A 13150-nucleotide genomic window follows, 5' to 3' on the forward strand; every position below is an offset into this window, starting at 1 on the left:
TCGCTCGGGGCACACCACGTCTCTCACGCCCCGGATTCGCCGCTGTTGACCGATTCGTCAGCCAATGGTAAGACCTCTGTCATCCGGACTCATACGTGATGGGAGTCACGACGATGCCTCCGAGCGCACGGTTCGCCCCCGGTCCCCGCACCCTTCTCGCCCTCGCCACCGCCGCTGCCACGGTCACCCTTCCGCTGGTCGCCCAAGCAGCCGAGCCCACCAACCCCGCCCAGCAAGACACCGCCCCACCCGCCGAGCAGATCCACATCAACGGCCAAGACCCCGGCCGCACGTTCGACGGCGTCGGCGCCCTCAGCGCCAGCTCGTCGCGCCTGCTGGTCGACTATCCGGAGCCGGAGCGCAGCCAGATCCTCGACTACCTGTTCAAGCCCAACTACGGCGCCAACCTGCAGACCCTCAAGGTCGAGATCGGCGGCGACACCAACTCGACGTCCGGCGCGGAGCCGAGCCACATGCGCACCCCCACGGACCTCGACTGCAACCGCGGCTTCGAGTGGTGGCTCATGCACGAGGCCAAGGAGCGCAACCCGGACATCAAGCTGTACGGCCTCGTCTGGGGCCTGCCGGGCTGGGTGGACAAGTGGACTCAGGAGCACGTCGACTATCTGGTCGAATGGCTCGGCTGCGCCGAACAGCAGGGTCTGACCATCGACTATCTCGGCGGCGGCAACGAGAGCGGCGCGCTTCACCACGGCGACTTCTTCGTCAAGCTCGACCAAGCCCTCGAAGCCGAACACCCCGACGTCAAGATCGTCGCCGACGACGACCACCGCCCGCCGAACTACTGGGGCATCGCGTCGCGACTCACCGACAACGAAGCCTTCCGCGACGCCGTCGACATCGTCGGCGTGCACACGATCTGCGGCTGGCGCTCGCCGTACCGAAGCTGCGCCAGCAGTGACGAGGCGAAGGCCCTGGACAAGCCGTTGTGGATCAGCGAGCAGAGCAGCCAGGACGCGCAGTCCGGCGCCGCACCGCTGGCCCGCGCCATGACCCGTTCGTACATCGATTCGCGCACGACGGCGATGTTCAACTGGTCGATGATGGCCGGCTTCTACAGCACGGTCCGCACCGCCGGCACCGGTCTGATGCTGGCGCAGCAGCCGTGGTCGGGCTACTACGAGCTCGGCGCGGGCATGTGGGTCGACGCGCACGTCACGCAGTTCACCGAACCGGGCTGGCGCTACATTGACAGCGCCAGCGGCTACCTGGACAGTGGCGCCAGCTACACCACGCTCCGCGACCCGGACTCCGGCGACTACACCATGCTGGTCGAGACGGTCGACGCCGACGGCCCCACCACGCTCGACGTCGACGTCACCGGCGGGCTGTCCGACGGCGACGTGCACGTCTGGTCGACCGAGGTGAAGTCACCCGACGACGGCGACTGGTTCGTCCAGCAGGGCGCAACCACGCCCGCCGACGGTGCCTACTCCGTCACCCTCGAGCCGGGTCGTATGTACACGCTCAGCACGACCACCGGGCAGCACAAGGGCTCCGCGACCCCGGACGCCGGGCGAGACGAGCACATGGACCTGCCGCACGCGGAGGACTTCGAAGGGCTCGGCGAGCACGAGACCGCGCCGTACTTCGCCGACCTCGAAGGCGCCTTCGAGCCGGCCGACTGCGGCGGCGACCGCGACGGCACCTGCTACCGCCAGGTGATCACCGAGCACCCGGTGTGCTGGCACTGCGGCTCCCTCCCGGACATGCCGACGACGGTGATGGGCGACCCGCAGTGGTGGGGCGACTACGAGATCACCACCGACGCGATGCTCGAGGAGCCGGGCTTCGTTGAACTCGTCGGCCGGTCCGAGACACACACCCGGGAGACACACCCGGGCTACCACCTCCGTGTCGACGACGCCGGGCAATGGCGCCTCTACGCCGAGGACGCCTACGGCGCGGAGACCGACCTGGCCAGCGGGACGACGGCGACGCCGTTCGGCCTGGACACGTGGCACGAGCTCACGCTGCGCTTCACCGACGACCAGATCGTCGTGGCCATCGACGGCGACGTACTCGCGCGGGTCAGCGACGGCACGCACACCACCGGCATGGTGGGCCTCGGCGTCAGCCCGTACCAGCGGGCCCAGTTCGACGACGTCGAGATCACCCCGACGGAGAAGGCGCCCCGGTTCGTCCCGCACGAAACAATGACGGCGAGCGCGTCCAGCACCCACGAAGGCCTGTTCGACCACCACTTCTACAGCCCGGACCGCGCGATCGACGGCCGTCCGGAGACGATGTGGGGCTCGGAGTGGGACCCGAAGGCTCCGCTGCCGCAGTCGATCACGCTCGAATTGGACCGACCGCGCGCCATCCACGGCCTCACCTACCAGCCGCGGCTGGACACGTACCGCAACGAGAACTGGGGCAACATCACCGGCTACACCGTCTCCACCAGCCTCGACGGTGAGAACTTCACCGAGGTCAGCTCCGGAACCTGGCCGGTGAACACCGCGACCAAGACCGACACCTGGTCGCGGCCGCACCCGGCGAAGTACGTGCGGCTGACGGCGACGTCGGGAGTGGACGGTATCGCCGTCATCGGTGAGCTCGATCTGGCAGCCGCCCCACTGCGCTGAACCCAGGCGCATACCGGTGGACGCACGCAGGACCCGGCCCTCGGGTCGGGTCCTGTCGCTCCACCGAGAGTCGCTGCGACTACGCCAGTAGCGCAACGACCTGCTCGAGGACATCGAGACCAGCGAAACACCCGGAGGTGACGACCGCGCCCTTGGCGAGACCTTTGCCCAGTGGGCGCACGTCCTCGTAGATCACTGTCATCACGGCGGTGTGTTCCCGGAGACGGCGCAACGCGCGAAGTGTCCAGCACTCCGGCACGTCACCGTCGCCATGCCTGTTACAGCGGTGCATCGGCCCTCCAGACCTACTGGCGGAGGCTCACGAGAGCCGCTGTAACAGCCGCTCGCGAACCACCTGGGTGGCTACATCGAGCGACAATCTCTGATGTAGTTGTCCGATCATCGTGACTGGCGCATCACTGCTCGTCAACGCATTGCTCGCCGAACTGTTGCCGCCTAGGCTGGTGTGCGCTGGTGGAGGTGCTGTAACACCCGTGAAGCTGGCAGACCCCGGCGCGTGGCTACAGCGGTGCCGCGCCGGGGTTCTTTGCGCACGAACTCACGGTTTCTCGACCGAGCGATTATCGCCGCACGCGGCGGCGATATCGGGAGACGAGTTCCCGTCCAGCTGATCAGCCCGGTGATGGCAGGGGTATCCATGACTGATCACGTGCTTGGAGTCGATGCGTGCCGCGCCGGTTGGGTCGGCATCAGCCTTGTCGGCGACGACGTCCGAGGCTGGTTCGCGACCACGATCGCTGATCTTGTGCACAACGTCAGCGCCGATGGCAGACCACGTGTCGTGGCCATCGACATCCCGATCGGGCTTCCGACCAACGGCCCCCGGGAGGCGGACCGGCTGGCGCGCGAGCTCCTCGGCCCGCGTCGGTCAGCAGTCTTCACCACTCTCGTCCGCGCAGCGTACGAGGCGATCGATTTCCGAGCAGCCAATCAGGCGCAAGTGGCGGCTACCTCAAAGGGCACGACCCAACAGGGCTGGGCTTTACGACACAAGGTTCTCGAAGTCGATCGCTGGCTGGACAAGGGCGGACCGGACACTGGTGGCGACGACGAGACCACTGTCGTCGAGTGCCATCCGGAAGTCTCGTTCGCCGCAATGAACGGTGATTCACCGGTGTCAGCCCCGAAGAAGACGTGGTCGGGCCATTACCAGCGCCGTGAACTCCTGGCCGCCAACGCAGTCGTCGTCCCCGACGAGCTCGGCGACGCCGGCCGCAGGGCGGGCATGGACGACGTGCTCGATGCGGCGGCAGCCGCATGGACCGCTCGGCGCGTCGCCCGCGGCGAGGCTGCGTCAATACCCGAAACACCGGAACGGTTCGGCAATCGCCTTGCGGCCATCGTCTGCTGAAGCGTCAGTAGTGCCACGACCTGTACGAGCGGATTCTCGAGGTCAGCTCACGGCCCCGGCGATTACCCCACTGTGGGCACGATTCGGCCGCTCGGCAACTCAATGCGCCCCCTACGAGTCGTGTAGTCCCTGCCGCTCCGGTATCGAACACTCACCTCGGCATGATCGTCACCAACCGCCGCCAACCTGACCTCGTCACACACCGCGTCACCCTGATCGGCCGACTCCGTGACGAACGCCGCCAACTCGGCGGGATCGACAGCGGTCAACGGCAGTAATCGACGTTCTCGGTACTCCTGCCGGTACCACAGCAGGTGGAAAGGGCCTGCGGGCACGCAACCGTACTCGCCCGGACCTTCGTCACCCAAGAGTTCGACGGCGACGCACGCCCCCACCATGAAGACCTTCAGCACGTCGGTGCTGGCGATCAGTTCCTCGATCGCGGCCCAGACCACGCCGAGGTCAGCCGCGCTCCCGGCGTCGATCGGCCGCTCCGCTGGCTCGGCGAGCGTCTCGAGCGCTTCGGAAAGCTGCTCCGGCCGGGCCAGACGCAACGCGTGATCCAAGACCGACCCTCTGACTAGCGAGACCGCCGAGATCGTGAGCTTCTGTAGCACAGCGGCGATCCGCCGCGCTTGACCATCAGTCCACCGAGGCAGGTCGAAAATGCCGGGGCCGCAACAGTGATACGGCCTGTACGCGGCAACAGCGCGAGCGACCTCAGGGCTCACAGCGAACAGTTCAACCTGGAACGGGTCGTCGCCCAGAAAGATCGTGATGTGACCATCGCGTTCCACGTCCCACCACCGCCCGCGAAGCTCAAGCACCTGATCACCGGAGCCCCAGCACCGACGGAGCGAACCCGCGATCGAGTATCGGTGCGCTTCACCCCAGATGAGGTCGACCTCATGAACGTCACCCTGATACCCAACCGAGTACACCATCCAGGGCCCGGGCCCGAACGACACCTCTCCCGGTGGAAGCGTTCGTTCACCGAGCTCGTACTCGAGTTCACGCAAGTACGCCTCGGCATCGTCCGCGTCGTCGAAGGACATCAGCCACAACGGTGCGGTGAGATCGGGCGAGAGCTTCCGGCGGGCCTGTTGAGCCAACGTCGCCAGTCGATCGGCTTGTGCGTCCGTCCAGCTCGCGAGCTCGATGACGCCCTCATCGGTCGGGCGGCCGTCGCGAAGCAGCTCCTCGACGACGGCGGCCACACGTGGCGTGGTCGGAGCGAGCTGGATGCTCCACGGGCAACGGCCTTCCGTGCGCCACGACAGATGCGGCGAGACGCCGTGCCACTGTGGCAGACCGTCCAACCGACGATCCTCGGGCCAGTCCCAGCGTGAACCGACAACCCGCGTGACGCTGCCGGCGTCGAGCGGTCCGCGAACGACGTCGACGAAGACACGAGCCTGCCCGCCGTACTCGCCCTCCGACGAGATCAGGAACGGCCCGTCTCCCAGCGTCGTCGGGTCAACTGACTGCCCCATGATCACGCAGTCACACTAACAACGCTGAACACCGCCGAGGCGACGACGGTTCCGTTGACGAGTGCTTCACCGATCAGCCACAAAGCTCTACAGAGCTCTTAGTCACAGCCACCACGTTCGCAGCACTTACAAGCGACGAGCGCTCACCACGGCTCGAAGCACCCCGACGCGACGTCACCGCCCAGGAGGCGAATGTGGTTCCACCACCAGACGAGGACTACCGGCGACGAATCCAGTTCGTGCAGCGCCTATCGGTCCGCGACCCCGATGAGTATCTGCTCTTCTGTTCCCAGGTCGCGCGCGCCGCCGAGACGGACGAGCTGCCCGAGCACATGCGCGAACTCCGCGACGATCTCGCCCAGTGCATCCGGAACTCGTCGCACCGTCCATTGACCCTGGACACGCCACAATGGACCAACGACGAGTGGATGCGTGACCTGTGGTTCGACATCTTCGGCCCCGAACCTGCACCTGGCGATCCGTACCCGGTACCTGGTGACGCTTGGGGTTTCACCCGGCGGACGACCGCGATGCGGGCCCTGGCGTCGCATGGCATGCGTCCCGATTGCGACATCGACGAGCAGACGACGACGTGGTGCCGTACACACCGCCTCGACCGCGATCATCTGACGGCCGCTCACGAAACCGCTGCCGGTGTCGCCGCCCCCGAGGTCGGCGACTACCGACCCGAACCGCCCGGATACCGAGATCGGCTCAGCCGCCGTGTCGAGGAAGGAGCACGTCATGCCATGCCCGGCGAGGAATGGTACACGGGCGAAAGTGACCTATCCACACTCCTCGAAGCGGATGATCACGACGTGTGGTGGACGGAGGCGAAACGCCTCCAGACCATCGTCGACGAAGCGGCCACCATCCTGAAGGTCGACAGTCCCGAGGTCTTGCACCTGTGCCCGGACGAGCCGCTCGATCGGAAGGATGCCAAATGTGGAAGCCCGGCAATGCTGCGCATGACCCGCGCGAAGAAACGACGACATCGGCGGCACGTTCCTCGGCGCTTTCAGCTCGTGCTCGCGCGGCAGGTCGCCGCGCAGCCGGACTCCGTGGCTCGAGGGATCATCGGGCACGAGATGGCGCATGCAGCCAGGTTCCATCCCCGAGACCGGATCCGCCGCCGAGCGCTCGTCGGCGGTACCTACGTCGCCACCGTGGTCATCCTCACGGTGATCCAGGAACTGTTCTCGCTGACCTTTCCGCAGTCGATCCCCATCGTCATTCCCAGTATGGTGGCGCTGGTCGCGTGGCACAGCTGGAGAAGGCGCCGGGAGGAGCTCGCCTGTGACGTGCTCGCGGCATCCATCGGCATGCCGATCACGACCGAAGCGGCAGCGTGGATAGCGGACAACTACACCGGTCACGTACCGACAGGACTCCGCTGGCTTGTCGCGCCACTACGAGAACATCCGCCGTGGCAGACGCGTCTCGAAGCGATCCGGCAGGCGACGCCGTCTCCGGAGCATGAGGCGCCCCGGGTTTGATGCCGCGACCGGATCGGTCGGCTTCCGATCGACACCGGAAGGCTCGTTCGAGCGCGCCGAGTCGTCACGATTCGGCCTCATCTGGCCCTGTTCGCTCTGGATACGCCCTGCATGTCTGGCCAGAGTTCCGGGAAGGGTCCTAGCATGATCGACGGGGTGGGGACTGCTGTGGAGGGGTGGCCATGGCCGGAGGCCGTGATCAACTCGGTCCGCTGGAACGCGTGACACGGGTGGTGGTTGCGTTGATCGCAGCCGAACCGAAGGGCGTACCGGCGGCGCGATTGCTGCGGATCGCCGATTTCGGCGGCGATCCGGCGCATCATCAGCGCCGGTTGACGCGGCTGGTCGAGGAGCTCAACCGAGCCGGGTGGGACATCCGTAGCACCGCGCTGCGCGGGCAGAACGCGGTCTACCGCGCCTTCACCCGGGACAACCGGCTGCGGGTCCGGCTGAACCCCGAGCAGCAGGCCGAGCTGGCTCGCGCCGCGCTGATCGCCGGCGACACGGTGTTCGCCGACCGCCTGGGCATCGAGTCGACCCAGCTGCCGCAGATCCCCAAGCTGCACTCACCGGCGGTCCGCGGCACCGACGATGCGCTGAACAAGGTGCTGCACGCCCTCGAGTACCACTGCCTGCTGCACTTCACCTACAAGCAGCAGCCACGCGTGGTGCATCCGCATTTCGTCCAGCCGGGCACGTCCGGGTGGCACCTGATCGGGCACGAGGACGGCGGCGCCGTCGAAAAGCAGTTCGTCACCGACCGCATGACCGCCGTCACCATCGACCATCCGGGCACCGCGCGACCGCACGACGAGCCGCACCGTGCCGAGCTCGACCCGCTGACGTGGGCGGTCGACCCGCCGACGGACGTCGTGGTCGAGACGACGCCCGAGCACCGCGCCCGGGTGGAGATGCTGCTGGGCAGTCGGGTGTTCTCGGAGGTCGACGACGACGTCGTCCGGCTGACCGTGCCGGTGACGCACCGTGCGGCCTTCCGGGACCGGATCTACGAACTCGGCCGCCTCGTGCGGATCGTGGAGCCGGCGGAGGTGCGAGACGAGCTCGTCGCCGAGCTGGCCACGCTGGCGGAGTAGAGCCGCCGTGGCTGCGTCTCCAGAGTACGTCCGGCGCTTCGACCGGGTGACGCGTGCGCTGCGGATCCTGACGATGTATCCGGACGGGTTGCCGTTGAGCCGGCTCGCCACCGAGCTCGACGTGGACGAGGCAACGCTGCGCGAGGAGATCGTGGCGTTCTACCGCGCCGACATCGATCCGGCGTTCGATCCGGACTCGTTCAGGCAGGTCCGCATCGAGTTCGTCGGCCCGGACGGCGAACCGGACGAGGTCGATCCGGCCGAGGCGGAGATCGTCCGCGCGTCCACCGAACAGCCGGCCGCCGAGATCGGCGTGGTGCACACGTCGCCGGCCGAGCTCGCCAACGTCTACCGCGCCGGGCACGCGCTGCTGTCCGTCGAGCCGGAGAACACCGTGCTGCACGACGCCTTGAGCGCACTCGGCGACACCGTGCTGCGGGGCATCCGCCCGAGCGACGACCACTGGAAGGCGGAGCTGGCCGGCATGCTGCTCGAAGCGATCGAACGGCAGCGGCGGGTCCGGATCACCTACCTGCCGGTCTGGGGCGGCGGAACGCACGACCGGATCATCGCGCCGTACCGGCTGCTGTGTACCCGCAGCGGCTGGGAGGTCGAAGCCGCGGAGTCCACCGACGACGGCGACGTTCTCGGCACGTACCTGCTCACCAGCATCCGCGAGGCGACGATCCTGGACGAGCCGTTCGACCGTCCCGCCGATCTCGACCAGCGCATCCGCGAACACCGCCGCGAGCACGAGGTGGACGTCGTCGTCCCGCAGGACTACCGCTGGGTCGCCGACCGTTTCGCGGAGAGCTCGGAGGTCGTCGCCGAGGACGAGGCGTCGGTGAAGTTGCGCGCCCGCATGCGCACGCCCGTCGAGCAGCGCCTGGGTGTGCTGTTGCTGGTGGCGGGGCCGAACGCGTTCGTCACGGCGCCGGGCGAGCTCGCCACCGCCGGGCGGGATCTCGCGCGCGACCTGCTGGACCACCACCGGCAAGCCGGCTGATCACGAACACACGGCTCGTACCCGGCCGAGTCGCCGTGAACGGGTGACCCCGTCGATCACTCTCGAGCGGCTACTGGCCGACCAGCGGTTGCAGCGCGTGTCAGTGAGCGGCCACGCCACCTTGATCGACGCCGTCATCGCACAGTTGGATCCCCGCTCGGTGCAACGCTACGACGGTCGACCGAATGGTTCCCGCACTCGACCGCAGCCTGGGTCGAGCGCGACGGTCAGGGTGAGTCGTCCGGACGCACGAGAACCTTGGCGTGCGTGCTCTGGCCGGAGTCGAGCTCCTCCAGGAGATCCCGCAGCGAAGACAGGTCGACGGTCCCGGTGTGGAGCGCTGTCACGTCGAGTTTGCGGCCGACGATCGCGCGGATCGTGCCGAGGAAGTCTTCATGGTTGTATGCGAGTGATCCGATCACGGTCAGCTCGCGGCTCTGCCAGTCCGCGTAACTCACCGTGGACTGTTGGAGAGGATAGCCGAGCAGCGCGAGCGTTCCGCCGCGGCGTACGAGCTCGGCGGACGGCTGCAGGAGAGCGGCCACTCCCGCGCACTCGTAGAGAACGTCCGCTCCAAGCCCGTGTGAGACATCGTTGATAGCAGCCTGAAGATCGTCCGGTTCCACCACGGTGTGGAAGCCGAGGCGGGTAGCTAGCTGACGGCGTGCTGCTGAGGGCTCGGAGATGATGATGTTCCCAGCGCCGGCGTTACGCGCGTGCTGAGCCGTCAGCAGACCGATCGGGCCGGCGCCCTGTACGGCCACCAGAGCGCCGAACTCGGCCGCCACTCTGCGCACCGCGTGGAACGTCACCGTCGCTGGTTCGACCAACGCGGCCTCGACGTCGGTGATCTCATCGGGCACCGGAATGACCCGGCGTGCCGATACCTGCATCCGACCCGCGAATCCGCCGTGGTCGGGTGCCTCGGAGTCGACCCCGTTGGCCTCCGCGAACGCCGTTTCACACTGCCGGGTGTGGCCCGCGACGCACTGTGGGCACGTGCCACACGCCGGGCCGACACCGCCGACGACGCGCTGACCGCGCTGAAGGCCGGACACCCCTGCACCGACCGCGCTCAGCCTGCCGGTCCACTCGTGGCCGAACACGGCCGGCGGCAACATGTGTCCATCGGTGTATCCGTGAACGTCGGTGCCGCAAATGCCGGCATACGTGATCTCGACGACGACGCGTCCGGGCTCGGGCTCGGTGAACCCTTCGGTGACCTCCCGTAGTTCTCTAGGTCCGGCGACCGTGACGACGCGATCCGCTGCTGGAGGCATACGTTCACATTGCCCGCCGACGTAGACCCCTGTCCATCGCGACGCCCGGATCGCTGGATGAAGTCGGCGCCTTGAGTGGACAGGAGATTGCGCTGTCTCAGCCTTCTTCCAGCACCGCCTGAATCACGTGGCGAGCATTGTCCGCCATCATCGAGCAACCCCATCGGCCCCGCCGCGGTGGGCCTTCGGGGCTGGGCGACCATGTCGTCACCCAGCCGGTACAGGGCATCCACCGCGCCGCCGGAAAGCCACCTTTGCAGCGGTAGCTCCGCCCACTGCGGGAACTGCTCCGCGATCAGCCCTCGTACGAGGTCGTCGTCGATCGGATGCGTCCCGGGATACATCTGCCACGTACTCACCGCGCATCATCCGACGCCCGGAGGTGGGCGACGTCAACCTCTTTCGTCGGCGGACGTCATCTTCGCGAAGTCCGACGCATTCGATCTGAACATGCTCCGAGCGCCTGGTCGTGCCAATCGGAACAATGGGGTTGAATCGGTCAGCGGATCCACTCACACGAGCCGCCGTGCCTGGCCCAGGATCCCTGGCCACTCGGCGCGGACGAACGCCGCGAGACCCGGCGGCCGCAGGTCGATCGCGTCGACGCCGCCGGCCGCCACATCGACCCGCTCGACCACCGACTCGCCGCGAGCGGCAGCGTCCACATCCGGACCGCTGCGCAGGCTGGCGTCCAGGGACGACAGCCGCGCGACGTGAAAGTGCTGTCGTGACGGATGTGCGCCGGTCGGCTCCTGCACGTAGACCTCCGCGCCGACGACGGCGTTCGCGCCGAGCTCCTCCCGCAGCTCCCGATGCAGCGCGGTCACCGTCGAGCGGTCCGAGGGCTCGACCCGACCGCCCGGCGTCGTCCAGTACGCAGCGGTGTGTGGCTTCACGCGCTTGATCAACACCAGCCGGTCGGCGTCGTCGACCAGCAGCGCACGGGCAGACGTCCGCGCCTGGTTGCCCTGCGGATCCCCCGTCACGGCGACGATCCTGCCGTGATCGTCACGCGGTGTCACGATCGGTATCGTTCCGTGTCATCGGCATCGGAAGGGGACGGCGTTGGCGCTGGACGCAGCGAGCGGGCGAGGCGAGCTGCGCTCGGCGATCGAAGGGCTGTTGCGCACCTGCGTCGACCTCGAGCGTCAGGCCTACGACCTCGGGCACCGCGCCCGCGGCGAAGTCGACGCCGTCGTCCGCGAGCTCGCGGGTCTGCAGCCACCCGAGCTACGCGGGCTGGCCGACGAGATCGCCGGCATCGGCGCCAGGCTGGGGACCGACGTCACCGATGCCACGACCGAGGGCCGTCGCGCCTACCTCGACGAGGTACACCACCTGCTCACGTTGCTGGCTCCCCATCACGGCGTGGACGGCACCTTGCCGCCGCTGGCCGAAACCACGACCTTGATCCGCGACGCCGACGCCTTCGCCGCCCAGTTCCCGCCCGGGTTCGCCCGCCGCTACGTCCGTGACCTCATCACCTCCGTCGACCGCAGCGTCACCCTGACCATCGACGACGCCGGTCGCGTCCAGCCCGTACCCACTGACGACGTCGACGCCGCCACCACATCTATTGCTGACACGTTCGATGGACCGTGCCGTGCCCAGGGCGCGGCTCTGCTCACAAGCGAGACGAGCCACGCCATCGAGCAGCACGGCCCGCAGATCCCCGACGAAGCCCACCTGGCGAGGCTCGTCTGGCTCAAAGACCCCACTGGACAGGACGCCTGGCAGGTCAGTGCCGACAACCGCGTCACTACGGCTCACTGGGCAGGAACCTCGACGGGAGGGTTCACGTCACCCGAAGCACTCGCCAAACCAATCAACGCAATTCTTACGGCTGCAAGCACGCGCGCCCAGAATCTGGATCAGTTCCTCGACGCAAACGCCGAGGACACACGTCTCGCGATACATGTGCCTGCCGACCAAGCCGATCTCAGTCCCGACGACGCTACCGGTTACCGAGGCTCCGGGACCGGGCATCCAGAGACTCAGCGAGACTGGATCGCAGCACGCAAGTACGCCATGAAGAACGGCGGTCCAGCTGTGCACGGCGTCCCCGACGATCCGCTCCGGAGCGGATCGGATCCTGGCGCGATGGTCGTGTTCAAGCACAGCAGTGACGGCTGGCGACTGGTGACCTGCTTCCCGGTAGATGCTCAACGTACGCAGACGAAGCGACTGGAGGAACTCTGATGATACCCGCGAGCAAAACGTTCCGGGCAATCTTCGGGAGCGGATTCAATCTCGCAGATGATGAGCCTGGAATTTACATCGAAGCCTGTGAGGAAGTGCCAGAAAAGCTCTCCAACGATCCTCGCGGTAGATATCAGGCATTCAAAGAAGAGTTTGCGACACACATCCGGGACTCGTCGTTCGCGCCTGCGTCCGAGGGCGACACGCAGTGGATGACCGACGAGTGGCTCCGGAACGTCTGGTACGACGCGTTCGGGCCCGAACCGGCGCCCGGCGACCCGTACCCCGTCCCGGCCGAGGACTGGGGCCACCGCCGGCTCACCGACTACATGCTGCACGCGGTCAACGAGACGCCCGAGCTCAGCAGCGCCGGCGCACCGGCGTGGCTCGAGACACGAGGCCTGACCTTCGCCGACATCAGCGCCGCCGTCGACCTGTCCGCGACGCAGTCGGTCGGGTTCCGGTCCGCGCCGGAGGGCTGGCTCGAGCATCTCAAGGACCTCACCGACCGCGGCCTCCGCGAGCCGCAGCCGGGCGAACTCCCGTAACGCTCCCCTGGCCCGCCTGCCCTACCGTGGAGCGCTGACGGATCACCGAGCAG

The 13150-nt window shown here is 67.5% G+C and carries 12 protein-coding genes and 1 pseudogene; 7 read left to right on the forward strand and 6 right to left on the reverse strand.

The features are described from left to right. The first annotated feature begins 113 nt into the window (after positions 1-113). The gene (locus CLV30_RS26860) at positions 114-2609 is read left to right on the forward strand and encodes a discoidin domain-containing protein (RefSeq protein WP_165358411.1); all 2496 of its coding nucleotides are present in this window, start codon (positions 114-116) and stop codon (positions 2607-2609) included. Positions 2610-2688: 79 nt separating this feature from the next. Here CLV30_RS26860 and CLV30_RS27460 read toward each other — a convergent pair whose 3' ends face one another. Beyond that, positions 2689-2811, reverse strand: coding sequence for a hypothetical protein (locus CLV30_RS27460; protein WP_276319973.1), 123 nt, complete (start codon positions 2809-2811; stop codon positions 2689-2691). Between the two features lie 456 nt (positions 2812-3267). Between CLV30_RS27460 and CLV30_RS02190 the strand changes: the two genes are divergently transcribed. Next, a complete protein-coding gene (locus tag CLV30_RS02190) occupies positions 3268-3981 on the forward strand; it encodes a DUF429 domain-containing protein (RefSeq protein ID WP_165358412.1) in 714 nt (237 codons plus the stop codon). Positions 3982-4043: 62 nt separating this feature from the next. Here the strand turns inward: CLV30_RS02190 and CLV30_RS02195 are convergent, their stop codons facing one another. Together CLV30_RS02195 and CLV30_RS27465 are read right to left on the reverse strand one after the other, a co-directional pair. Further along, positions 4044-5480 carry a hypothetical protein gene (locus CLV30_RS02195; protein WP_106535514.1) on the reverse strand — a complete coding sequence of 479 codons (1437 nt, stop codon included), beginning with the start codon at positions 5478-5480 and terminating at the stop codon, positions 4044-4046. 242 nt (positions 5481-5722) lie between these two features. After that, positions 5723-5857 (reverse strand): hypothetical protein, encoded by a 135-nt coding sequence (locus CLV30_RS27465; RefSeq protein ID WP_276319974.1) that lies wholly within the window; start codon positions 5855-5857, stop codon positions 5723-5725. A gap of 147 nt (positions 5858-6004) precedes the next feature. Here CLV30_RS27465 and CLV30_RS02200 point away from each other — a divergent pair, with 147 nt between their 5' ends. The 3 genes from CLV30_RS02200 to CLV30_RS02210 all read left to right on the forward strand — a co-directional run bounded on the left by CLV30_RS02200 (position 6005) and on the right by CLV30_RS02210 (position 9070). Continuing rightward, the gene (locus CLV30_RS02200; protein WP_165358413.1) at positions 6005-6970 is read left to right on the forward strand and encodes a M48 family metalloprotease; all 966 of its coding nucleotides are present in this window, start codon (positions 6005-6007) and stop codon (positions 6968-6970) included. A 242-nt stretch (positions 6971-7212) separates the two neighbouring features. After that, positions 7213-8064, forward strand: a complete 852-nt coding sequence (locus CLV30_RS02205) for a helix-turn-helix transcriptional regulator (protein ID WP_165358414.1) — start codon at positions 7213-7215, stop codon at positions 8062-8064. A gap of 7 nt (positions 8065-8071) precedes the next feature. Next, a complete protein-coding gene (locus CLV30_RS02210; protein ID WP_129710827.1) occupies positions 8072-9070 on the forward strand; it encodes a helix-turn-helix transcriptional regulator in 999 nt (332 codons plus the stop codon). Between the two features lie 227 nt (positions 9071-9297). Here CLV30_RS02210 and CLV30_RS27145 read toward each other — a convergent pair whose 3' ends face one another. From CLV30_RS27145 to CLV30_RS02225, 3 genes and pseudogenes are all read right to left on the reverse strand, one after another. Beyond that, positions 9298-9858: a zinc-binding dehydrogenase gene (locus tag CLV30_RS27145; protein WP_240723134.1), complete on the reverse strand. Its 561-nt coding sequence runs from the start codon at positions 9856-9858 to the stop codon at positions 9298-9300. 126 nt (positions 9859-9984) lie between these two features. After that, positions 9985-10350: pseudogene (locus CLV30_RS27725) on the reverse strand (alcohol dehydrogenase catalytic domain-containing protein); the annotation flags it as partial. Between the two features lie 512 nt (positions 10351-10862). Then, complete coding sequence (locus CLV30_RS02225; protein WP_211299996.1) at positions 10863-11372, reverse strand: NUDIX domain-containing protein; 510 nt, start codon at positions 11370-11372, stop codon at positions 10863-10865. 43 nt (positions 11373-11415) lie between these two features. On the opposite strand from CLV30_RS02225, the gene CLV30_RS02230 reads away from it, so the two are divergent. Together CLV30_RS02230 and CLV30_RS02235 are read left to right on the forward strand one after the other, a co-directional pair. Beyond that, positions 11416-12549: a hypothetical protein gene (locus CLV30_RS02230; protein WP_106535519.1), complete on the forward strand. Its 1134-nt coding sequence runs from the start codon at positions 11416-11418 to the stop codon at positions 12547-12549. Between the two features lie 212 nt (positions 12550-12761). Beyond that, positions 12762-13097: a hypothetical protein gene (locus tag CLV30_RS02235; protein WP_106535520.1), complete on the forward strand. Its 336-nt coding sequence runs from the start codon at positions 12762-12764 to the stop codon at positions 13095-13097. Positions 13098-13150: the final 53 nt, after the last annotated feature.

It is taken from the genome of Haloactinopolyspora alba (assembly GCF_003014555.1).
Taxonomy (GTDB): Bacteria; Actinomycetota; Actinomycetes; order Jiangellales; family Jiangellaceae; genus Haloactinopolyspora; species Haloactinopolyspora alba.